The sequence below is a fragment of the Streptomyces sp. NPDC088261 genome (assembly GCF_044740805.1).
Lineage (GTDB): Bacteria > Actinomycetota > Actinomycetes > Streptomycetales > Streptomycetaceae > Streptomyces.
In genome coordinates this window covers 177,030-198,543 of sequence record NZ_JBIURL010000006.1, presented here as the reverse complement: position 1 = coordinate 198,543, position 21,514 = coordinate 177,030, and the positions used below count along the sequence as shown (strand labels likewise).

At 71.7% G+C, this 21,514-nt stretch carries 21 protein-coding genes; 15 read left to right on the top strand and 6 right to left on the bottom strand.

Annotation, left to right across the window (positions count from 1 at the left end):
• The first annotated feature begins 74 nt into the window (after nucleotides 1-74).
• Both ACIODU_RS14765 and ACIODU_RS14760 read left to right on the top strand, forming a co-directional pair.
• Nucleotides 75-2,600 (top strand): DEAD/DEAH box helicase, encoded by a 2,526-nt coding sequence (locus ACIODU_RS14765; protein ID WP_401767600.1) that lies wholly within the window; start codon nucleotides 75-77, stop codon nucleotides 2,598-2,600.
• Between the two features lie 34 nt (nucleotides 2,601-2,634).
• On the top strand, nucleotides 2,635-3,513 hold the full coding sequence (locus ACIODU_RS14760; RefSeq protein WP_401767598.1) for an acyl-CoA thioesterase: 879 nt from the start codon (nucleotides 2,635-2,637) through the stop codon (nucleotides 3,511-3,513).
• Nucleotides 3,514-3,527: 14 nt separating this feature from the next.
• Here ACIODU_RS14760 and ACIODU_RS14755 read toward each other — a convergent pair whose 3' ends face one another.
• Nucleotides 3,528-3,800 carry a DUF6011 domain-containing protein gene (locus tag ACIODU_RS14755; RefSeq protein ID WP_401767596.1) on the bottom strand — a complete coding sequence of 91 codons (273 nt, stop codon included), beginning with the start codon at nucleotides 3,798-3,800 and terminating at the stop codon, nucleotides 3,528-3,530.
• Between the two features lie 133 nt (nucleotides 3,801-3,933).
• On the opposite strand from ACIODU_RS14755, the gene ACIODU_RS14750 reads away from it, so the two are divergent.
• Entirely contained in the window at nucleotides 3,934-4,422 is a 489-nt protein-coding gene (locus ACIODU_RS14750) for a glutathione peroxidase (RefSeq protein WP_401767594.1), read from the top strand.
• Between the two features lie 76 nt (nucleotides 4,423-4,498).
• On the opposite strand, the gene ACIODU_RS14745 is transcribed toward ACIODU_RS14750, so the two are convergent.
• On the bottom strand, nucleotides 4,499-5,728 hold the full coding sequence (locus ACIODU_RS14745; RefSeq protein ID WP_356430855.1) for an acyl-CoA dehydrogenase family protein: 1,230 nt from the start codon (nucleotides 5,726-5,728) through the stop codon (nucleotides 4,499-4,501).
• 168 nt (nucleotides 5,729-5,896) lie between these two features.
• Here ACIODU_RS14745 and ACIODU_RS14740 point away from each other — a divergent pair, with 168 nt between their 5' ends.
• Complete coding sequence (locus ACIODU_RS14740; RefSeq protein WP_161307472.1) at nucleotides 5,897-6,541, top strand: TetR family transcriptional regulator; 645 nt, start codon at nucleotides 5,897-5,899, stop codon at nucleotides 6,539-6,541.
• 63 nt (nucleotides 6,542-6,604) lie between these two features.
• On the opposite strand, the gene def is transcribed toward ACIODU_RS14740, so the two are convergent.
• Nucleotides 6,605-7,150 carry a peptide deformylase gene (gene def / locus ACIODU_RS14735; protein ID WP_401767591.1) on the bottom strand — a complete coding sequence of 182 codons (546 nt, stop codon included), beginning with the start codon at nucleotides 7,148-7,150 and terminating at the stop codon, nucleotides 6,605-6,607.
• Nucleotides 7,151-7,266: 116 nt separating this feature from the next.
• Here def and ACIODU_RS14730 point away from each other — a divergent pair, with 116 nt between their 5' ends.
• From ACIODU_RS14730 to ACIODU_RS14710, 5 genes are all read left to right on the top strand, one after another.
• Nucleotides 7,267-8,505 carry a MurT ligase domain-containing protein gene (locus ACIODU_RS14730; RefSeq protein WP_356430851.1) on the top strand — a complete coding sequence of 413 codons (1,239 nt, stop codon included), beginning with the start codon at nucleotides 7,267-7,269 and terminating at the stop codon, nucleotides 8,503-8,505.
• Nucleotides 8,506-8,550: 45 nt separating this feature from the next.
• A complete protein-coding gene (locus tag ACIODU_RS14725; RefSeq protein WP_161307469.1) occupies nucleotides 8,551-9,279 on the top strand; it encodes a type 1 glutamine amidotransferase in 729 nt (242 codons plus the stop codon).
• A gap of 186 nt (nucleotides 9,280-9,465) precedes the next feature.
• The gene (locus ACIODU_RS14720; protein WP_356430849.1) at nucleotides 9,466-10,491 is read left to right on the top strand and encodes a 6-phosphofructokinase; all 1,026 of its coding nucleotides are present in this window, start codon (nucleotides 9,466-9,468) and stop codon (nucleotides 10,489-10,491) included.
• Nucleotides 10,492-10,607: 116 nt separating this feature from the next.
• Complete coding sequence (locus tag ACIODU_RS14715) at nucleotides 10,608-11,561, top strand: cytochrome c oxidase assembly protein (RefSeq protein ID WP_401767588.1); 954 nt, start codon at nucleotides 10,608-10,610, stop codon at nucleotides 11,559-11,561.
• A gap of 61 nt (nucleotides 11,562-11,622) precedes the next feature.
• Complete coding sequence (locus ACIODU_RS14710) at nucleotides 11,623-11,778, top strand: hypothetical protein (RefSeq protein ID WP_202532366.1); 156 nt, start codon at nucleotides 11,623-11,625, stop codon at nucleotides 11,776-11,778.
• A gap of 93 nt (nucleotides 11,779-11,871) precedes the next feature.
• Here the strand turns inward: ACIODU_RS14710 and ACIODU_RS14705 are convergent, their stop codons facing one another.
• Together ACIODU_RS14705 and ACIODU_RS14700 are read right to left on the bottom strand one after the other, a co-directional pair.
• The gene (locus ACIODU_RS14705; RefSeq protein ID WP_401767586.1) at nucleotides 11,872-13,095 is read right to left on the bottom strand and encodes an SPFH domain-containing protein; all 1,224 of its coding nucleotides are present in this window, start codon (nucleotides 13,093-13,095) and stop codon (nucleotides 11,872-11,874) included.
• A 95-nt stretch (nucleotides 13,096-13,190) separates the two neighbouring features.
• Nucleotides 13,191-13,412, bottom strand: coding sequence for a hypothetical protein (locus ACIODU_RS14700; RefSeq protein ID WP_202532365.1), 222 nt, complete (start codon nucleotides 13,410-13,412; stop codon nucleotides 13,191-13,193).
• A gap of 353 nt (nucleotides 13,413-13,765) precedes the next feature.
• Between ACIODU_RS14700 and ACIODU_RS14695 the strand changes: the two genes are divergently transcribed.
• From ACIODU_RS14695 to ACIODU_RS14670, 6 genes are all read left to right on the top strand, one after another.
• On the top strand, nucleotides 13,766-15,469 hold the full coding sequence (locus ACIODU_RS14695) for an ABC transporter ATP-binding protein (RefSeq protein WP_401767583.1): 1,704 nt from the start codon (nucleotides 13,766-13,768) through the stop codon (nucleotides 15,467-15,469).
• 68 nt (nucleotides 15,470-15,537) lie between these two features.
• Nucleotides 15,538-17,289 (top strand): ABC transporter ATP-binding protein, encoded by a 1,752-nt coding sequence (locus tag ACIODU_RS14690; protein ID WP_401767877.1) that lies wholly within the window; start codon nucleotides 15,538-15,540, stop codon nucleotides 17,287-17,289.
• A 125-nt stretch (nucleotides 17,290-17,414) separates the two neighbouring features.
• Complete coding sequence (locus ACIODU_RS14685; protein ID WP_401767875.1) at nucleotides 17,415-18,482, top strand: iron-siderophore ABC transporter substrate-binding protein; 1,068 nt, start codon at nucleotides 17,415-17,417, stop codon at nucleotides 18,480-18,482.
• A gap of 213 nt (nucleotides 18,483-18,695) precedes the next feature.
• On the top strand, nucleotides 18,696-19,259 hold the full coding sequence (locus ACIODU_RS14680; protein ID WP_401767581.1) for a papain-like cysteine protease family protein: 564 nt from the start codon (nucleotides 18,696-18,698) through the stop codon (nucleotides 19,257-19,259).
• Between the two features lie 10 nt (nucleotides 19,260-19,269).
• Entirely contained in the window at nucleotides 19,270-20,157 is an 888-nt protein-coding gene (locus ACIODU_RS14675) for a hypothetical protein (protein WP_401767579.1), read from the top strand.
• A 186-nt stretch (nucleotides 20,158-20,343) separates the two neighbouring features.
• Nucleotides 20,344-21,186, top strand: coding sequence for a TIGR03621 family F420-dependent LLM class oxidoreductase (locus ACIODU_RS14670; RefSeq protein ID WP_401767577.1), 843 nt, complete (start codon nucleotides 20,344-20,346; stop codon nucleotides 21,184-21,186).
• A 98-nt stretch (nucleotides 21,187-21,284) separates the two neighbouring features.
• Here the strand turns inward: ACIODU_RS14670 and ACIODU_RS14665 are convergent, their stop codons facing one another.
• Nucleotides 21,285-21,488 carry an MbtH family protein gene (locus tag ACIODU_RS14665; RefSeq protein ID WP_401767575.1) on the bottom strand — a complete coding sequence of 68 codons (204 nt, stop codon included), beginning with the start codon at nucleotides 21,486-21,488 and terminating at the stop codon, nucleotides 21,285-21,287.
• Nucleotides 21,489-21,514: the final 26 nt, after the last annotated feature.

Below are 21,514 nucleotides of genomic sequence, written 5' to 3'. Positions count from 1 at the left end.
GCAGAGTACCGCTCATGATCTTCGGCCGAGCGGCCGGTTCCCGCCGTAGGGCGTGAGGCAGGCAAGATGGGGTGGTGACCCTCACTGATCAGCTGCCGCCGACCGCCGACCCCGACGCCCTTTTCGAGGCCTTCACCACCTGGGCCGAGGGCGAGGGCATCACGCTCTACCCGGCTCAGGAAGAGGCGCTGATCGAGGTGGTGTCGGGGGCCAATGTGATCGTCTCCACCCCCACGGGCTCCGGGAAGAGCCTGATCGCGGCGGGTGCGCACTTCGCCGCGCTGGCGCAGGACAAGGTCACGTTCTACACCGCGCCGATCAAGGCGCTGGTCTCGGAGAAGTTCTTCGACCTGTGCAAGCTCTTCGGCACCGAGAACGTCGGGATGCTGACCGGCGACGCGTCGGTCAACGCCGACGCCCCGGTCATCTGCTGCACGGCGGAGGTGCTCGCCTCCATCGCGCTGCGGGACGGCAGGCAGGCGGACGTCGGCCAGGTCGTGATGGACGAGTTCCACTTCTACGCGGAGCCGGACCGCGGCTGGGCCTGGCAGATCCCGATCCTGGAGCTGCCGCAGGCACAGTTCATCCTGATGTCCGCGACGCTCGGTGACATGTCGCGGTTCGAGGAGGACCTGACTCGCCGTACGGGCCGGCCGACGACGGTCGTCCGCTCGGCGACCCGGCCGGTGCCGCTGTACTACGAGTACAAGCTCACGCCCATCACCGAGACCCTGACGGAGCTGCTGGAGACCAAACAGGCGCCGGTCTACATCGTGCACTTCACGCAGGCCGCCGCCGTCGAGCGGGCGCAGTCGCTGATGAGCATCAACATGTGCAGCCGCGAGGAGAAGGACAGGATCGCCGACCTGATCGGCAGTTTCCGCTTCACCACCAAGTTCGGCCAGAACCTCTCGCGGTACGTACGGCACGGGATCGGCGTGCACCACGCGGGCATGCTGCCCAAGTACCGGCGGTTGGTCGAAAAGCTGGCCCAGGCCGGGCTGTTGAAGGTCATCTGCGGTACGGACACGCTCGGCGTGGGCGTCAACGTGCCCATCCGCACGGTGTTGTTCACCGCCCTGACCAAGTACGACGGCACGCGGGTACGGACGTTGCGCGCCCGGGAGTTCCATCAGATCGCCGGGCGGGCGGGCCGGGCCGGCTTCGACACGGCCGGACTGGTCGTCGCGCAGGCGCCCGAGCACGTCGTGGAGAACGAGAAGGCGCTCGCCAAGGCCGGCGACGACCCGAAGAAGCGCCGCAAGGTGGTCAGGAAGAAGGCGCCCGAAGGCTTCGTCGCCTGGTCGGAAACCACCTTCGACAAGCTGATCGGCTCCGATCCCGAGCCGCTGACCTCGCGTTTCCGGGTCACGCACACCATGCTGCTGTCGGTCATCGCCCGGCCGGGCAACGCCTTCGAGGCGATGCGCCACCTGCTGGAGGACAACCACGAGCCGCGCAGGCAGCAGCTCCGCCACATCCGCCGGGCCCTCGCCATCTACCGCTCGCTGCTGGACGGCGGGGTGGTGGAGCGCCTGGAGACCCCGGACGCGGAGGGCCGGATCGTCCGCCTCACCGTCGATCTCCAGCAGGACTTCGCGCTCAACCAGCCGCTGTCCACCTTCGCGCTGGCCTCGTTCGAGCTGCTGGACCCCGAATCGCCGTCGTACGCCCTGGACATGGTGTCGGTGGTCGAGTCCACGCTGGACGATCCGCGGCAGATCCTGGCGGCCCAGCAGAACAAGGCGCGCGGCGAGGCGGTCGGCGCGATGAAGGCCGACGGGATCGAGTACGAGGAGCGGATGGAGCGGCTCCAGGAGATCACGTACCCGAAGCCGCTGGAGGAGCTGCTCGTCCACGCGTACAACGTGTACCGCACCAGCCACCCGTGGGTCGGCGACCACCCCGTCTCGCCCAAGTCCGTGATCCGGGACATGTACGAACGGGCGCTGTCCTTCACGGAGTTCACGTCCCACTACGAGCTGGCGCGGACCGAGGGTATCGTCCTGCGCTATCTCGCGGGCGCGTACAAGGCGCTGGAACACACCATTCCGGACGATCTCAAGTCGGAGGACCTGGAGGATCTGACGGCCTGGCTCGGTGAGATGGTCCGTCAGGTGGACTCCAGTCTGCTGGACGAGTGGGAGCAGCTGGCCAACCCCGAGGTGGAGACGGCCGAGCAGGCGCAGGAGAAGGCGGACCAGGTACGGCCGGTCACGGCCAACGCGCGGGCCTTCCGGGTCCTGGTGCGCAACGCGATGTTCCGCCGGGTGGAGCTGGCCGCGCTGGACCGCGTCAACGACCTGGGCGAGCTGGACGGCGAGTCGGGCTGGGACGCGGACCGGTGGGGCGAGGCGATGGACGCGTACTGGGAGGAGTACGAGGACCTGGGTACGGGCCCCGACGCTCGCGGGCCCAAGCTGCTGGCCATCGAGGAGGACGCCGAGCACGGCCTGTGGCGGGTCAGGCAGACGTTCGCCGACCCGAACGGGGATCATGACTGGGGCATCGGCGCGGAGGTGGATCTCGCGGCCTCCGACGAGGAGGGCCGGGCGGTCCTGCGCGTCACGTCGGTGGGCCAGCTCTCCGCGGTGCGCTGAGACCGGGCCGGGAACAAGGCAGAAGGAGCACACCATGACCAACCCCGCCGAGCGGCTTGTCGACCTCCTCGACCTGGAGCGGATCGAGGTCGACATCTTCCGCGGCCGCAGTCCCGAGGAGTCCCTGCAACGGGTCTTCGGCGGCCAGGTCGCGGGCCAGGCGCTGGTCGCGGCCGGCCGTACCACCGACGGCGACCGGCCGGTCCACTCGCTGCACGCGTACTTCCTGCGCCCCGGCCGGCCCGGCGTGCCGATCGTCTACCAGGTGGAACGGGTCAGGGACGGCCGGTCGTTCACCACCCGCCGGGTGACGGCCGTGCAGGAGGGCCGGACGATCTTCAATCTGACGGCTTCCTTCCACCGCCCCGAGGAGGGCGGGATCGAGCACCAGCTGCCGCCGCGCCTGGACTTCCCCGACCCCGAGTCGCTGCCGACGGTCGCGGAGGAGGTACGGGAGCATCTGGGCGCGCTGCCGCAGTCGCTGGAGCGGATGGCCAGGCGCCAGCCGTTCGACATCCGGTACGTGGACCGGCTGCGCTGGACGCGGGAGGAGATCAAGGACGCGGATCCGCGCAGCGCGGTGTGGATGCGCGCGGTGGGGCCGCTGGGCGACGACCCGCTGGTGCACACCTGCGCGCTGACGTACGCGAGTGACATGACCTTGCTCGACGCCGTACGCATCCCGGTCGAGCCCCTGTGGGGCCCGCGCGGGTTCGACATGGCGAGCCTGGATCACGCCATGTGGTTTCACCACCCGTTCCGCGCCGACGAGTGGTTCCTGTACGACCAGGAGTCGCCGATCGCGACGGGCGGCCGGGGCCTGGCGCGCGGCCGGATCTACGACCGGGCGGGCACGCTCCTGGTGTCGGTGGTGCAGGAAGGTCTCTTCCGGCGCCACGCCGCGGCGGGATGAGTCACGGCGCGGGGTCAGAAGCCGGGGATCGGGTCCTGGTCGGCCTCGCGCCGCCGGGTCCTGATGTCCCGCGCGGGCGGGTGCAGCTTGGCGTCGCAGTCCGGCCCCAGACCGCTGCGCCGGGACGCCGTACCCCTCAGCGGGCGCCCGCACATGCGGCAGCGGACCAGGCGGCGGGCGGGCTCCGGCCCTGCGTCGGGCCCGGCGTCCGGCACGGCACCCGGCAGGGGCGGACCGGCCGCGGTTCGGTCCGGCGGGAACAGCTCCGGCTGCGGGGAATCGGGCATGCCCCACCTCTACCACCCCGGCCGCCGCGCCGGTACGGCCGGCCCGGTCCGCGACCGCCCGGCCCCCTGATCGCCGCCTCTCCGGCGGGTCCACAATGGGAGCGGACCACCGCCTGCACCAAGGAGACCCAGGATGACTCTGTACGACATTCCGCTGCGCACCCTCGCCGGTGAGCCGACCTCGCTCGCGGCGTACGAGGGCAAGGCCGTCCTGGTGGTGAACGTGGCGTCCAAGTGCGGCCTCACCCCGCAGTACACCGGCCTGGAGCGGCTCCAGAAGGAGTACGGCGACCGGGGGTTCACCGTGCTCGGGGTGCCCTGCAACCAGTTCGCCGGCCAGGAGCCGGGCAGCGCCGAGGACATCCAGACGTTCTGCTCGGCGACGTACGGGGTCACCTTCCCGCTGCTGGAGAAGACCGACGTGAACGGTGACGATCGTCACCCCCTGTACGCGGAGCTGACGAAGACGGCCGACGCCGAGGGCGGCGCGGGCGACGTGAGCTGGAACTTCGAGAAGTTCCTGCTCTCCCCGAAGGGCGAGGTCGTGGCCCGCTTCCGGCCCACCACGGAGCCCGGCGCCCCCGAGTTGGTCGCAGCCGTCGAGGCACAGCTGGCCGCCTGACCGCCGACCGTCGTACGGCTACGGCTGCCCCCGCCGGGCGATTCCGGCGGGGGCACTCGTACGCCCCGGGATCCCGCTACCGGATCGGCATGCCCGACAGCGCGCGGGCGATGACCAGGCGCTGGATCTCGCTGGTCCCCTCGAAGATCGTGTAGATCGCGCTGTCGCGGTGCATGCGCTCCACCGGGTACTCCCGCGTGTAGCCGTTGCCGCCGAGTATCTGGACGGCCTGCGCCGTGACCTCCTTGGCGGTCTCACTGGCGTACAGCTTCGACATCGAGCCCTCGGCCGCCTCGAAGGGCCGCCCCGCCGCCGCCATCCAGGACGCCCGCCACACCAGCAGGCGCGCGGCGTCGACGCGGGTGCGCATGTCGGCGAGCTGGAAGGCGATGCCCTGGTTGTCGATGATCGGCCGGCCGAACTGGGTGCGGGTCCTGGCGTAGTCGAGCGCGACCTCGTACGCGGCCCTGGCGGTGCCGACGGCCATCGCGCCGACCGCCGGGCGGGACGCCTCGAACGTGGCCATGGCCGCGTTCCGCACCCGCTCGCCGCCGGGCGCCGCCGCGCGCTCGCGGGCCCGGGCCAGCCGCTCGTCCAGCTTCTCCTTGCCCCCGAGGAGGCAGTGGCCGGGGATCCTCACGTTCTCCAGGACCACCTCGGCGGTGTGGGAGGCGCGGATGCCGTGTTTCCTGAACTTCTGGCCCTGGGAGAGTCCCGGGGTCCCGGGCGGTACGACGAAGGAGGCGTGGCCCCGGGTGCCGAGGGCCGGGTCCACGACGGCGACCACGACGTGCACGTGGGCGATGCCCCCGTTGGTCGCCCAGGTCTTGGTGCCGTCGAGGACCCATTCGTCCTTGGCCTCGTCGTAGACGGCGCGGGTCCGCATGGCGGCCACGTCGGAGCCGGCGTCGGGTTCCGAGGAGCAGAAGGCAGCCAGTTTCACGTCGTCGGCGTCGCCGTACATCTGCGGCACCCACGTGCCGATCTGCTCGTCCGTGCCGTTGGCGAGGACTCCGACGGCCGCCAGGCCCGTACCGACGATGGACAGGGCGATGCCCGCGTCGCCCCAGAACAGCTCCTCCATCGTGAGGGGGATCCCGAGGCCCGTGGGGTCGAAGTACTGCTGGGCGTAGAAGTCGAGGGAATAAATTCCGATCTTGGCGGCTTCCTGGATGATCGGCCAGGGCGTCTCCTCACGCTCGTCCCACTCGGCGGCGGCCGGGCGGATGACGTCCGCGGCGAAGCCGTGGAGCCAGTCGCGGACCTGCTTCTGGTCGTCGTCGAGTTCGAGCGTGAACGCGGCCATCGTGCCCCTCCGGTACTGTGTCGCCTGGGTTCGTTACTGGCGGTAACCGCAGTCTGTTACCCGCAAGTAGCCGATGTCAACCGGCCAAGGAGCGGGCGGCATTGCCGGGGGGCGGGGTGTTACGTTGCCCGGGCGTCACGGATACAGCGCAGGGCGGGGAGAGACACGATGGAGACCACACAGCAGGCCGAGCAGCAGCGATCGGCGCGGCAACGCCGGCGGCAACTGCTGGAAGCCGCGGACCGGGTGGTGCTCCGGGACGGCCCCCAGGCCTCCATGAACGCCATCGCCGCCGAGGCGGGCATCACCAAGCCGATCCTGTACCGGCACTTCGGTGACAAGGGCGGGCTGTACCGGGCCCTGGCCAAACGCCACACGGACGCGCTGCTGGACGCCCTGCGGGCCGCGCTCGACGCGCCCGCCGAGCGCCGCCAGCGGGTGGAGGCGACGCTCGACACGTACCTCGCGGCGATCGAGGCGAGGCCGCAGGTCTACCGCTTCCTGATGCACCCGGCCGAGGACAGCCAGCCGTCCGAGCAGGGCTTCGACGTGGGCCGGCACTCGGTCCCGCTGCTGCGGCGCCTGGGTGAGGAATTGGCCAAGGTCATCGAGGAGCGCGTCGACCTCGGTCCCGGCAGCGAGCAGCTGGCGCGGGTCTGGGGCCACGGCATCGTCGGCATGATGCACGGCGCGGGCGACTGGTGGCTCGGCGAACGGCCGTGCCCGCGCGAGCAGTTGGTCCACAGCCTGGCGGACCTGCTGTGGGGCCGGCTGGCGGTCGCGGGCGACCGCACGGGCGGACCGGCGTTCTGACGTGCCCCCGACGAGGACGAGGGCGGTACGGGCCGGTGCCGTACGGGTCCCGCGTACCGGACCTCAGACCGTACGGACTCCCGGCACCCGGCGCCCCGCCCGCAGCGCCCGGGACCTGCGCCACCCCGTGAGCCGGTCGGTGTACACCGTCCCCTCCAGGTGGTCGCACTCGTGCTGGAGGCAGCGGGCGAAGAAGCCGGTGCCCTCGACCCGTACCGGCTCGCCGTCCAGGGTGAACCCCTCCACGACGGCCCGGTCGTACCGCTCGGTTCCGGCCTCCACGCCGGGCAGCGAGAGACAGCCCTCGGGCCCGCGGAGGACAATGCCGTCCGCCTCCGCCAGCCGGGGATTGACCAGGTGTCCGAGGTGACGGACGTCCTCGTCGTCCGGGCAGTCGTACACGAACACCCGCTGGGCCACCCCGATCTGACTGGCCGCCAGGCCGACACCCCGGGCCTCGTACATCGTCGCGAAAAGGTCCTCGACCAGCTCCGCGAGCGCGGGACCGAAGTCGGTGACGGGGTCGCAGGGGGCGTGCAGCACCGGATCGCCCAGCAATCTCATGGCTCGTACTCGCCCGGAACTGCCGGGGATCGGACGGTTTCGCATGACGCTCAGGGTACGGTCCAGCGTGACCCCCGCCTTCTGCCCGGTGCCGCGGTTCGGGGCCCTGGCCGGATCTCGATAGGCTGACCCACGGACCGACGCAAGGAGGATCAAGGACGATGGCAGGCAACACGGAGCCGCTGTCGCCGCGGGCCAAGTTGGCCGTGACGGCGGGCAAGGCCGCGGCGGCGGTGTCGCGCGCGGCTGGCCGCGGCAGCGGATCGGTGATCGGCGGGAAGGTGGCGCTGAAGCTCGACCCCGATCTGCTGGGACGGCTGGCGCAGCACCTGGACGTCATCCTCGTGTCGGCGACGAACGGCAAGACCACCACCACACGGCTGATCGCGGAGGCGCTGGGCGCCGCGGGACCCGTCGTGTCGAACGCGCTCGGCGCCAACATGCCGGCGGGGATCACCTCCGCCCTGGCGGGCGGTTCCGACGCGAAGTACGGCGTGATCGAGGTGGACGAGAAGTACCTCGCGGGTGTGGCGCGGGACACCACACCGAAGGCGATCGCGCTGCTGAACCTCTCGCGCGACCAGCTCGACCGCGCCGCCGAGACCCGGATGCTCGCCGAGAAGTGGCGGGAGGGGCTGGCCGGCACGAAGGCCGTCGTCATCGCCAACGCGGACGACCCGCTGATCGTCTGGGCCGCCTCCTCCTCGCCGAACGTGGTGTGGGTGGCGGCGGGCCAGGAGTGGAAGGACGACGCCTGGTCGTGCCCGTCCTGCGGTGGTGTGATGCAGCGCCCCGGGGACGACTGGTTCTGCGGCGAGTGCGGTTTCCGCAGGCCGTCGCCGAGCTGGGCGCTGCACGGCGACCACGTCCTGGACCCGCACGGGTCGGCGTGGCCGATCCACCTCCAGCTGCCGGGCCGCGCGAACAAGTCGAACGCGGCCACCTCCGCCGCCGTCGTGGCGACCTTCGGGGTCCCCCCGCAGGTGGCGCTGGAGCGGATGTACCAGGTCCAGGCCGTCGCGGGACGGTACGACGTGGTGTCCTTCCAGAACCGCGACATCCGGCTGCTGCTGGCGAAGAACCCGGCGGGCTGGCTGGAGACGTTCTCCCTGATCGACCCGCCGCCGACGCCCGTCGTGCTGGCCGTCAACGCGCGGGGCGCCGACGGCACCGACACCTCCTGGCTGTGGGACGTGGACTACACCCGGCTCGCCGGGCATCCGATCTTCGTCCTCGGGGACCGCAAGCTCGACCTGGCCGTCCGTCTCGAAGTGGCCAATCTCGACTTCCGGGTGTGCGAGACGCTGGACGAGGCCGTCCAGCAGGCGCCCCCGGGCCGTATCGAGGCGATCGCCAACTACACCGCGTTCCAGGACCTGCGCCGAAGGGTCGGTAACTGACCGATGGACCCCCGGACCCAGAGAGCTTCGGAAAGGCGAGCGAACATGAGCGAGAGCAGCCTGCGGCTGGTGTGGATCTATCCAGACCTGCTGAGCACGTACGGCGACCAGGGCAACGCGCTGGTCGTGGAGCGCCGTGCCAGACAGCGCCGCCTGGGTGTCACGCGCGTGGACGTCCGCAGTGACCAGCCGATCCCGACCTCCGGCGACATCTATCTGATCGGCGGCGGTGAGGACCGGCCGCAGCGGCTGGCCGCCGAGCGGCTGCGCCGGGACGGCGGGCTCAGCCGTGCCGTGTCCAACGGCGCGATCGTCTTCTCGGTCTGCGCCGGCTACCAGATCCTCGGCCACGAGTTCATCAACGACCTGGGCGAGCGCGAGGCCGGCCTCGGGCTGCTCGACGTGGTCTCCACCCGCGGCGAGGGCGAGCGGTGTGTCGGTGACGTCCTCGGCGACATCGACCCGCGGCTCGGCCTGCCGCAGCTGACGGGCTTCGAGAACCACCAGGGCGTCACCCACCTCGGCCCGACGGCCCGCCCGTTCGCGCAGGTCAGGCTGGGCAAGGGCAACGGCACGGGGGACGGTACGGAGGGCGCGTACAACGACACCGTCTTCGGTACGTACATGCACGGCCCGGTCATGGCACGCAACCCGCACATCGCGGACCTGCTGCTGAAGCTGGCGCTGGACGTCAACGCGCTGCCGCCGACGGACGACCGCTGGTACGACGCGCTGCGCGCCGAGCGCATCTCCGCGGCGGTCCAGCCCGCCTGAGGCCTTGCTCACGGCCCGCCCGGCGGCCCGTGCGTACCCCTGGTGGGTGCGTCGCGCGGCGCCGGGCGGCTGTCCAGCAGTCGGACGGCAGGTTCGGTCCTGACACTCCCCGCCGGTAGGCTGGCCGAGATCAGGCCGGACAGAGTGGTGCGGCCTCCAGCCCACGTTGCAAAGGTATTCCGGGCCATGCGAATTGGTGTGCTCACCTCAGGCGGGGACTGCCCCGGCCTCAACGCCGTCATCCGGTCCGTCGTACACCGCGCCGTCGTCGACCACGGCGACGAGGTGATCGGCTTCCACGACGGCTGGCGGGGTCTCCTGGAGTGCGACTACCGCAAGCTCGACCTGGACGCGGTGGCCGGGATCCTGGCCCGGGGCGGGACGATCCTCGGCTCCTCGCGGGTCCAGCCGGCGCACCTGCGCGACGGGGTGGAGCGGGCCAGGGGCCATGTCGCGGACCTCGGCCTGGACGCGATCATCCCGATCGGCGGCGAGGGCACGCTCAAGGCGGCCCATCTGCTGTCCGAGGCCGGGCTACCGATCGTCGGGGTGCCGAAGACCATCGACAACGACATCCCCTCGACCGACGTGACGTTCGGCTTCGACACGGCCGTGGGGGTCGCCACCGACGCGCTCGACCGGCTCAAGACCACCGCCGAGTCCCACCAGCGGGTCCTGATCGTCGAGGTCATGGGCCGCCACACCGGCTGGATCGCGCTGCACTCCGGCATGGCCGCCGGGGCCCACGCCATCGTCGTCCCCGAGCGCCCCTTCGACATCGGTGAGCTGGCGGCGCTGGTCGGCAAGCGGTTCTCGGCGGGCAAGCGGTTCGCGATCGTGGTGGTCGCCGAGGGCGCCAAGCCGCGCGAGGGCTCGATGAAGTTCGACGAGGGCGGCACGGACGTCTACGGGCACGAGCGCTTCGCCGGGGTGGCCGGGCAGCTCTCCGTGGAGCTGGAGCAGCGGCTCGGCAAGGAGGCCCGTCCGGTGATACTGGGCCACGTCCAGCGCGGCGGCACGCCGACCGCGTACGACAGGGTCCTCGCGACCCGGTTCGGCTGGCACGCGGTCGAGGCGACCCACCGGGGCGAGTTCGGCATGCTGACCGCGCTGCGCGGCACGGACATCGTGATGGTGCCGCTGTCCGAGGCCACGGCGACGCTCAAGACGGTGCCCGCCGAGCGGTACGCCGAGGCGGAGTGCGTGCTCTGAGCCGCTGTACGGCGGACACCGCCCCCGGTCGCGGCCGCGGCCGGGGGCGGTTCTAGTCTGGTGCGGACAACCGGCACGAATCGCCGCGGCACCACTCGTCACTCGGGAGCGCACGGATGGATCACAGCGGGCACGGCATGACCATGGATCTGCCGCCGTTCACGCTGGGACGGGCGCTGGAGTACTCCCCCGACTACTTCTTCCTGACGGGCTGCCTGCTCGCGCTCGTGCTGTACGGCTGGGGTGTGGTGCGGCTGCGCCGGCGCGGCGACGGCTGGCCGGTGGGCCGCGCCGTCGGCTTCACGCTCGGCGTGCTGACCGTGGCCCTGGTGATGTGCACGAAGCTGAACGACTACGGCATGGTCATGTTCAGCGTCCACATGGTCCAGCACATGGTGATCAGCATGGTCTCCCCCATCCTGATCCTGCTGGGCGCGCCGGTGACACTGGCCCTGCGGGCGCTGCCGGTGGCACGCCGCCGGGGCCGCAAGGGCGCGCGTGAGCTGCTGCTCGCGGTCCTGCACAGCGGGTTCGTACGGGTGATCACACATCCGGCCTTCACCATCCCGCTCTTCATCGCGAGCCTCTACGGGCTGTACTTCACGCCGCTCTTCGACTTCCTGATGGGGTCGAAGACCGGACACGTCGCGATGATGGTGCACTTCCTCACCGTGGGCCTGGTCTTCTTCTGGCCGATCATGGGCATCGACCCGGGGCCGCACCGGCCGGGCTATGTGATGCGGATGCTGGAGCTGTTCGCCGGGATGCCGTTCCACGCGTTCTTCGGGATCGCGCTGATGATGGCGAGCGAGCCGATGATCGGCGCGTACCGTACGCCTCCGGCCTCGCTCGGGATCGACGCCCTGAGCGACCAGACGGCGGCGGGCGGTATCGCCTGGGCGTTCAGCGAGATCCCGTCCGTGCTGGTGCTGGTGGCCCTGGTCTTCCAGTGGTACCGCTCGGAGCAGCGGGTCGCGACCCGCTCGGACCGGGCCGCCGACCGGGACGGGGACAAGGAGCTGGTGGCGTACAACGCCTATCTCGCCTCGCTCCAGACCCGGGGGCAGTAGCGCGAACCACCCGTCGGGGGCGACGATAGCCCTCACGGCCCCGGCCGGGAGGAGGACGTTCATGTCCGGTTCCACAAAAACGATGGGTGGCATCACCGTCGGTGCGCTGGTCCTGGTGACCGCCTACACGGCGGCGCTGGGCAGCAACGGGTGGCTCTGGTTCGGGTGGGTGGTACTGGGCCTGCTCACGATCGGGATGGCCGCCTCGCGCTCCTGAAGCCCGCGAGGAAGTGCGCGTACGACCAGGGCACCGCCGCACACGCGGCGGTGCCTTGGTCGTGTACGCCCCCGGCGGTGACCGGGACCGGTGCTACTTGGTCTCGGGGGTGCGGGCCGGGGCCTTGCCGTTCAGGTTCGGGGACGCCGGGGCGCCGCCGTTGCCGGTCGCGCCCTGCGTGCCGGGGCGCTGGAGCGAGTTCAGGATCGCCAGGCCCTGGCTCACCAGGCCCGCCACCATCTCGTTGAGGCCGTCGGTGCCGTTGAGGACGGTCAGGTTGGCGCCCGCCATGCCCCGCGCGGCCGCGTCGGCGAGGGCGGGAAGGTTCTCCACCGTCCGGTTGGCGGCGATGAGTTCCTGGTTGCCGTTCTTGAGGGACTCGGCGCGGGCGCTGTTCGCGTCGGCCTGGGCCTGCGCGAGCGTACGTTCCGCGTACGCCGAACCGTCCGCCTCGAACTTCGCCCGGTCGCGGGAGGCTTCGGCCAGCGTGCGCTGCCGGTAGGCCTCGGCGTCCGCCGGGCGCCTGACCTCGGCCTCGAGGCGCTGTGCGGCGAGGAGCGCCTGGCGCGTCGCCAGCGAGGTCTGCTCCTCGATGACTTCCTGGGAGGCCCGGGCCTCGGCCAGCGGCCCCGCCTGCGCGGCGCGGGCGTTGACCTGCTCCGTCTCGGCGAGGAAGCCCGCGCGCTTGATCGCGGTGTCCCGTTCGTACTCGGCCTTCAACGCGGCGGCCTGCTGCTCGCGTTCGGCCGCTTCCTGGTCGGACTTCGCCTGGGCGATACGGGCCTGGCTGGCGACGGCCGCCGCGTGCGGGGCGGCGAGGTTCTGGATGTAGCCGGTGGCGTCCTCGATCTCCTGGATCTGGAGGGCGTCGACCACGATCCCGAGCTTCTCCATCTCGCTGTGGCTGCCCTGCTTCACCTCCTGGGCGACCCGGTCACGCTCGCGGATGATCTGTTCGACGGTCAGTCCGCCGATGATGGAGCGGAGGTGACCGGCGAAGATCCGGCCGACCAGCTCCTCCATCCGGTCCTGCTCGGCGAGGAAACGCCGGGCCGCGTTGGCGATCGACACCGCGTCGTCGCCGACCTTGAAGACGGTCACCGCGCGCACGTTCAGCCGGATGCCCTGCTGCGTGACGCAGTCCTCGACTATCTCGGCCTCCCGCAACGCGAGGGACAGCATGCGGGCCTTCTGCTTGATGGGCATGACGAAGCTGCCGTGCCCGGTGACGATACGGAACTGCGTGTCCTGCGCCTGGCGTTTGGAGCCGGAGATGAGCATCGCCTCGTTGGGCGCGGGAACATGCCAGAACAGCATGGTGGGACTCCTGTCGTACCGCGTGGTGCGTGTGTGGGATTGCTCAGGAGGAATGAGGGATCACGGGGAAAAGGGGCCCGGGAGGAAGAGGGGGCTCAGGAGGGAAAGGGCTCCACGATCACCGAGCGGGCCGAGATCGACTCGACGACGATCACGCGGAGGTTCCTGCCGATCGGCCGGTCCGACCAAGCGGCGTAGGCCTCGGATCCGCCCCGTACGGCGACCAGTACTTCGCCCGGGCCCTCGGCGGGGATCGGAACGGTGACCCGGCCGATCGCGCCGACCGGGCTCTGCGCGGAGTCATCTGCCACGGACATACGTCGTCGCCCCACCCGTTTCCCTGGCGCGGGGCTCCCGGGCGCCGGGCGCCGCTCCGCGCTTCCGCACAGCCGGTGTGTCAGCCGCGATCATGAGCGACCACGCCTTCCGGAGGACCGTGCCTCCGACGTCGTTCCTCGTCGAGGACGCCACCGGCAGAACGGCCGGTGACGACAGGTCCTCGATACCTCTCACAGTACTCCGCGAAGCGCCGGGAAAGGCTCACCGCGGGCGATGTTCCCGGGGCCCACCCCGGGGTGTCCCCGGGAAGGAAGTTAGTCTAGCCTTACCTAAGTTTTGTGCCCGGTCCGTGGGCGCGGGCAGGGATTCCGGAGGGGCGCGGTGGAGTGCGGTGGGGGCTGAAGTCCCAGCAGGACGGGACGTCCTGAGGCGAGTGGTCACCGGACAGCGGCGCGATGTGCTCCTCGCCTCGCTGCTCGCGGCCGGGCACCAGGGCGGCGAGGCCCTCGTCCCCGTCCTGGTCGGCGTGGTGATCGACCGGGCCGTCGCCGAGGACGACGGAGGGGCCCTGGGTCTGTGGATCGGTGTGCTGGCCGTCGTCTATGTCGGGCTCTCGTTCAGCTTCCGGCACGGCGCCCGCCTCTCCGAGCGGGCGGCCGTGGTCGCCGCGCACGAACTGCGGACCGCCGTGGTGGCGCGGGTGCTGGAGCCGGGGGGCGGGGCGGAGGCCGGCCGGCTGCCCGGCGCGCTCACGAACCTCGCCACGGAGGACGCCAAGCGGGTCGGCGCCGTCACCGTCGCGGTGATGGAGGCCGCCGCCGCGCTCGCCGCGCTCACCGTCAGCGCCGTGGCGCTGCTCTGGATCTCCGTCCCCCTCGGACTGGTCGTCCTGCTGGGCACCCCGCTGCTGCTCTGGCTGGGGCATCTGCTGAGCAAGCCGCTGGAGCGGCGCAGCGAGGCCGAGCAGGAGCGCGCCGCGCACGCCTCGGGGGTGGCCGCCGATCTGGTGGCCGGGCTGCGGGTGCTCAAGGGCATCGGCGCCGAGTCCGCGGCGCTCGCCCGCTACCGGTCCACGAGCCGCGCCTCGCTGGGCGCCACGCTGCGGGCCACCCGGGCCCAGGCGTGGCAGAACGGCATGACGCTCGCCCTGACCGGGGTGTTCCTCGCCCTGGTCGCGCTGGTCGGCGGCCGGCTGGCCGCCCAGGGGGACATCAGCCTGGGCGGGCTGGTCTCGGCGGTGGGTCTCGCGCTGTTCCTGCTCGGGCCGCTGCAAGTGGCCGGCTGGGTGAACGCGGAGCTGGCCCAGGGCCGGGCGTCCGCCGCGCGGATCGCGGAGGTGCTGTCCGCTCCCCCGGCCGTGGTGCCGGGGCCGGGCGCGCCGACCCGGCCCGTACGGGGAGAGGTCCGTCTGCGCGCGGTGTCGTACGGCGGGCTGCGCGGCCTCGAACTGGACGCCGCGCCGGGCGAGTTGCTCGGGGTGGTCACGACGGATCCGGCCGACGCCCTGGCGCTGCTGCACTGCCTGGGACGGGTGGCCGACCCGGACGCGGGATCCGTGGAGCTGGACGGCACGGCCCTCGCGTCGCTCGATCCGGCGCTGGTACGGGACGTGGTGCTGGTCGCGGGCCACGACGCCGATCTGTTCGAGGGGACCGTCCTGAGCAACGTGTCGGCCGCCGCCCCCGACCCCGCCGACACCGCCCATCTCCGGCGGGCGATGGCGGCGGCGGGCGCGGACGAGGTCGCCGGCACGCTGCCGTACGGCGCGGACACGACGGTCACCGAGCGTGGACGCTCCCTGTCCGGCGGGCAGCGCCAGCGCGTGGCCCTGGCCCGGGCGCTGGCCGCCGAGGCGCCGGTGCTGGTCCTGCACGATCCGACGACGGCGGTCGACGCGGTCACGGAGGCCCGGGTGGCAGGCGCGGTACGGGAGTTCCGGCGCGGCCGTACGACGATCCTGGTCACCGCGAGCCCCGCCCTGCTGGCCGTCACCGACCGGGTGGTGCTGGTGGACCGGGGGCGCGTGACGGACACGGCCGCGCACGCCGACCTCGTACAGCGGCACGAGTCCTACCGGACGGCGGTCTTCGCGTGACGGACCACCTCACCACCACGTCTGCCGATTCCGGTACGACGCCGTCCGCCGGGGCGGACGGCCGGGCCCTGCTGCCCACCGCGTCCGTCCGGCGCACCCGCGCGGCGGTACGGGAACTGGTGCGCCCGCACCGGGGGTTGGCCCTCGCCGGACTGGCCACGATGGTCGCCGCCACCGCCGTCGGGCTGCTGATCCAGCCGACGCTCGGCCACATCGTCGACACGGTCACCGAGGGCCGGCCGGCCGGCGCGCTGACCGCTCCGGTGGTCCTGCTCGTCGTGGTCGCGCTCGTCCAGGGCGCGGCGACCGGGCTCGGGCTCTCCCTCGTCTCCCGGCTCGGCGAAACCGTACTGGCCCTGCTGCGCGAGCGGTTCGTGGACCGCGCGCTGCACCTGCCCCTGGAACGGGTGGAGGGCGCGGGCTCGGGCGACCTCACGGCGCGGGTCACCGGAGACGTGTCGCTGATCGCCGACGCGGTGCGCAACGCCCTGCCCGAGCTGGCCCGTTCGGTCCTCGCGATCGTCCTCACGCTCGGTGCGCTGGCCCTGCTCGACTGGCGGTTCTTCCTGGCCGCGCTGCTCGCCTTTCCCGTACAGGCGCACACGGCACGCTGGTACCTGCGCCACGCGGCACCGCTCTACGCCGAGCAGCGCGTCGCCCACGGGGCCCAGCAGCAGCAGTTGCTGGACACCATCGGTGGCGGGCCGACCGTGCGCGCCTTCCGGCTGGAGAAGGAGCACACCGGACAGGTCACCGCCCGGTCGTGGTCGGTGGTCGAGCTGACGATGCGCGGGGTGCGGCTGATCCTGCGCTTCTACAGCCGGCTGCACCTGGCGGAGTTCACCGGTCTGGCCGCCGTGCTGGTGGCCGGCTTCCTGCTGGTACGGGCCGACGCCGTGTCCATCGGTACGGCGACCGCGGCCGCGCTCTACTTCCACAGCCTCTTCACCCCGGTGAACTCGGCGCTGATCCTGATCGACGACGCCCAGTCGGCGACGGCGGGGCTGGCCCGGCTGATCGGCGTGGCCGATCTGGCACCGCCCGTACAGCCGGAGCGGCCGGCCGTACCGAAGGACGCGTCCGTCACCGTCCGCGGCCTCACGCACGCGTACCGCACCAACCATCCCGTTCTGCACGGGGTGGACCTCACGCTGGCCCCCGGGGAGCGGGTCGCGCTGGTCGGGGCGAGCGGCGCGGGCAAGACCACCCTGGCCAAGATCGTCGCGGGCATCCACCGGCCGCAGGAGGGCACGGTGCTGATCGGCGGCGCGGACCTGGACGCGCTCGGTCCCGAAGCCGTCCGCCGGGCCGTCGCGCTGATCACCCAGGAGGTGCACGTCTTCGCCGGGCCCCTCGCGGACGACCTGCGGCTGGCGCGCCCCGGCGCGACGGACGCGGAGCTGCGCGAAGCGCTGGACCGGGTGGACGCGCTCACCTGGGCCGACCTGCTGCCGGACGGACTCACCACGGTCGTCGGCGAGGGGGGCCACCGGCTCACCAGCGCCCAGGCCCAACAGCTCGCCCTCGCCCGGCTGGTGCTGGCCGACCCGCCGGTCGCCGTCCTCGACGAGGCCACGGCGGAGGCGGGCAGTGCCGGGGCGCGCGCCCTGGAGAAGGCCGCCGCGCGCGCCGTGGACGGCCGTACCGCACTGATCGTGGCGCACCGGCTGACGCAGGCCGCGACCGCGGACCGGGTGGTCGTGATGGACGCCGGCCGGATCGTCGAGTCGGGGACGCACGACACGCTGCGCGCGGCGGGCGGGCGCTATGCCGCGCTGTGGGAGGCGTGGTCGGACAGCCGCGAGGCGGCGGGGCCGTGACCGGGGCTCACCGGCGAGGGCCGTGACCGTACTCCCCGGCTTCCCGAACGCACCACCCAACCCCCCGCATCAACCCACCAGAGAAGCACCACCGATCACGAAGGACCCCTTTGATGGCCCGCACACTGGCCCGCACCCTCCGTGCCGACCGGCTCGCCGCCGCGTTCGCCTCCGTCCTGCTGCTCTTCGCCACCGTCGCCGCCTGCGGCTCGGACTCGGGCTCCGAGCCCGGTTCGGCCGCCGGGGGCAAGGACGCGGCGGCGCCCGGGGCGTACCCCGTCACGATCCCCCACAAGTTCGGCAGTACGGTCGTGAAGTCCGAGCCGCAGCGGATCGTCACGGTCGGCCTGACCGACCAGGACGCCGTGCTCGCACTGGGCGAGGTCCCCGTCGGCACGACGGAGTGGCTGGGCGCGTACAAGGGCGCGCTCGGTCCCTGGGCGACGGCGAAGCTGGACGGCGGGGCCGTACCAACGCTCCTCAAGGACCCCGGCACCGGGCCGCAGACCGAGCGGATCGCGGCGCTGAAGCCCGATCTGATCATCGCGCTGTACTCGGGGCTCACCAAGGAGCAGTACGAGACGCTCTCGAAGTTCGCGCCCGTTCTGGCGCAGCCGAAGCAGTACAACGACTACGGCATCCCGTGGGAGCTCCAGACCGAGACGATAGGGAAGGCGCTCGGCAAGGAGGCGGAGGCGAAGAAGCTCGTATCCGGGGTGGAGGCGAAGTTCGCCGCCGCGCGCGAGGCGAATCCGGCGTTCACCGGCGCGACGGGCGTGATGGCGACTCCGTACGAGGGCATGTTCGTCTTCGGCAGCCAGGACCCGCGCTCGCGGCTGCTGACGTCGTACGGCTTCACGCTGCCGGCGGGGCTCGACAAGGCGATCGGGGACCAGTTCGGCGCGAACATCAGCAAGGAGCGGACGGATCTGCTGAACCAGAAGGTGGCGGTGTGGTTCGTCGGCGACCCGGTCAAGGACGCGGAGAAGCTGCACAAGGACCCGACGTACGGGGATCTGCCGGTGGTGAAGCAGGGGCGTGAGGTCTTCATCAAGGAGACGAGCGACTACGGGAACGCGCTGTCCATGGGGACGGTGCTGAGCCTGCCGTACGCACTGGACCGGCTGACGCCGCAGCTGGCGGCGGCGGTGGACGGGGACCCGGCGACGGTGGTGGCGCAGCCCGCGTCGTGACGCGGCCGCGCGTGCGCGCGGCCTGCACGGTGACCGCACCCCGGCCAGGCGGGTCCTGGCCGGGGTGCGGTCATTTGCATGATTGCCTGACGAATAATCAGTAAGGGTTCATGTCTCGCAAGTCACCTATATACCGCAAACATAATGCGGTGTCATATTCCTGCCACATCACCCCGTTCATCGCGTGTGAACGGATCAGGGGAAGGCAGGGACATGAGCAGATTCAGGTACGGAACCACTGCGCCGCTCGTCGCGCTGGCCGCCTTGGGAGCGCTCGTCACCGCGGGAGGCACGGCCCACGCGGAGGCGGGCCAGGACAGCATCACCATGCTGAAGCAGGAGAAGAACCAGTGGTGCTGGGTCGCCTCCGGGCTGACCATCGCCAAGTTCCAGGGCGTCGGCTCCACCCAGGCGGACTTCTGCGACCGGGCCAAGCCCTACTACGGCTGCAACAACCAGCCCGCCACGCTCGACGACATGGCCAAGGGGTGGAGCAGCCTCGGCATGACCCGCACCGGCACGGGCCTGAACAGCGCGGCCACGTTCGACCAGGTCCACACGGACGTCAAGGCGGCCCGGCCGATCGGTGCCCGCATCGGGTGGGCGGCCGGCGGCGGCCACATGAACGTGATCTACGGCTTCGACACGTCGAACACGACGATCGCGGTGGCCGACCCGTGGCCGGACACCACCACGTACACGTGGTGGAAGTACAGCGACTACGTGAGCAACAGCTCGTCCAAGTGGACCCATTCCCGCATCGGTATCTCCCGCTAAGGCAGGCGACATGCGCGACACCAGCGGCACCAGAACGTCCGGCGGGCGGGCCGCCCGCTCCTCCCGGCTCTCCGTCCTCCTCGCGGTCGGCGCGTCCGCGCTGCTGTCCATGGCCGGACCGGCGTACGCGGCCCCGGCCAAGGACCCGCTCCCGGCCGACATCCCCGACTACCGGGCCGCCCTCGACGCGGTGAAGTCCACCGACGTCCTCAACACCGTCTGCCGGTTCCTGCGCACCCCGGTGCCCACCGGCGAGGCGAGCACCCGGGTGCAGACGATCCCCGACACGGCCGAGCCCTGCCAGGGCCTCCCGGCCTTCACGATCAAGGACCCGGTCGCGCGGAACGAGATCACCCCCGGGTTCGCGGCGGGAACCGCCCAGCCGCTGGCCACCGAGGCGATCAGCCTGACCGGCCTGGTCTCCTCGCTGAGCACCACCGTCAACGGCCGCGACGCCACCGTCCTGCTCGCGCCCACCCAGGGCGGCGGCTGGCACCTGGCGGCCGTGCGCGACGGCAACACCGACGCCGGATACGCCGGCCGGGCCGGCGTGGGCACGCTGACCTTCACCGAGCCGCAGATCCGCGGCTGGTACCGGCTCAGGCTCACCACCGTCGAGCCGCTCAACGACCAGGCCCGGGAAGGACTGGGCGGCAAGGCGTCGGTGTCGCTCCGCGACTACCAGAACCTGGTCAAGGCCCGCTACGCCGACAAGCAGCCCGGCTCGGAGTACGACTCCAAGGGCTTCTCCAGCGGCTACGAGCTCCAGCGCGCGGAGACCGGTTCCTCGCCCTCCTCGTCCTCCGCCCTGCTCGTCGCCGGCGGGTCCGGCACGGCCCTCGCCCTCGCGGGCGGGGCGGCGGTGTTCCTCCGGCGCCGTCGCCCTGGCGCGCGCTGAGCCCTGGCGCGCGCTGAGCCCACTCTTGGTTCACCCCCCGCTCCGCTCCGGCGGAGGGGGGGGTGAACCACTCGCATGCGGTCCTCGTGTGTTATTCCGGTAGATACGGGTCGATGAGTGCATCCACCACTCAGACGGCTTTTCCATCCGTACCCGTACCCGCTGGATCCGCACGAAGGGCTGCCCATGAGTAACCACCCGTTCCGTTTCGGCGTGAGTCTGATCAACGTCGGTTCCCGCTCCGCCTGGCGTGACCGTGTGCGCGAGGTGGAGGACCTGGGGTACGACGTGCTCCAGATGCCTGATCATCTGGGCATGCAGTCGCCGTTCCCGGCTCTGGTGGCGGCCGCCGACGTGACAGCCATGCGCCTGGGTACGTACGTGCTCAACGCGGGCATCGCCAGTCCCGCCTACCTGGCGCGGGACGTCGCGGACACCCAGCGCCTCACCGACGGGCGCCTGGAGCTGGGGCTCGGCGCGGGATACATGCCGAACGAGTTCGAGGCCGTGGGCCTGCCCTTCGGTACCGGAGGGGAACGCCTGGGGAGGCTGGAGGCCACCCTGGCCGCCACGCGTGAGCTGCTGGCGGCGGAGGCGGACCGGCCCGTGCCGCCGATCATGCTGGCGGGCTCCGGTGAGCGCATGCTGCGATTCGGCGCGCGGGAGGCCGACATCTTCAGCTTCTCGATCATGGCCGGGGTGACGGAGGGCGTACCCCCCGAGGAAGCGTTCGCGCGCCGCGTCCGCGTCCTGCGCGAGGCCGCGGGCGAGCGGGCCGACCGGATCGAGCTGAACCTGTTCGTCGCGGCGGTCGGCGCGAGCGCCGAGCAGCTGGATCTCGCGATCATCCGGCAGGCCAGCGGTCTGGACGACGCCTCGCTCAACCAGCTGCCGGGTGTGCTGATCGGTTCGCCGGGGGAGATCGCGGATCGGCTGCGGCGGTATCACGAGGAGTACGGCGTCAGCTACATCAGCGTGCTGGAGCCGCACCGGGCCGCGTTCGCGGAGGTCATCAAGCACCTGCGGTGACGCCTCGGCGCGGAGCGCCCACGCCGGGGCTCCGCCCCGACCCAGGTCCTCAATCGCCGGACGGGCTCATGGGAGCCCGTCCGGTCGAAGGAGGAACGTCAGAGGGTCAGGCTCTTCGGGCGGAGGTCCGTCCAGTTGTCCTCGATGTGGCTCAGGCACGACTCGCGGGTCGTCGGGCCGTGGGTCCTCGTCCAGCCCGCCGGGATCTCCGCGAAGTCCGGCCACAGGCTGTGCTGTCCCTCGTCGTTGACCAGGACCGAGTAGACACCCTCGGGGTTCTCGAACGGGTTGCTGCTGCTCATGTCGGATTCTCCTCAGGCTGCTCTTG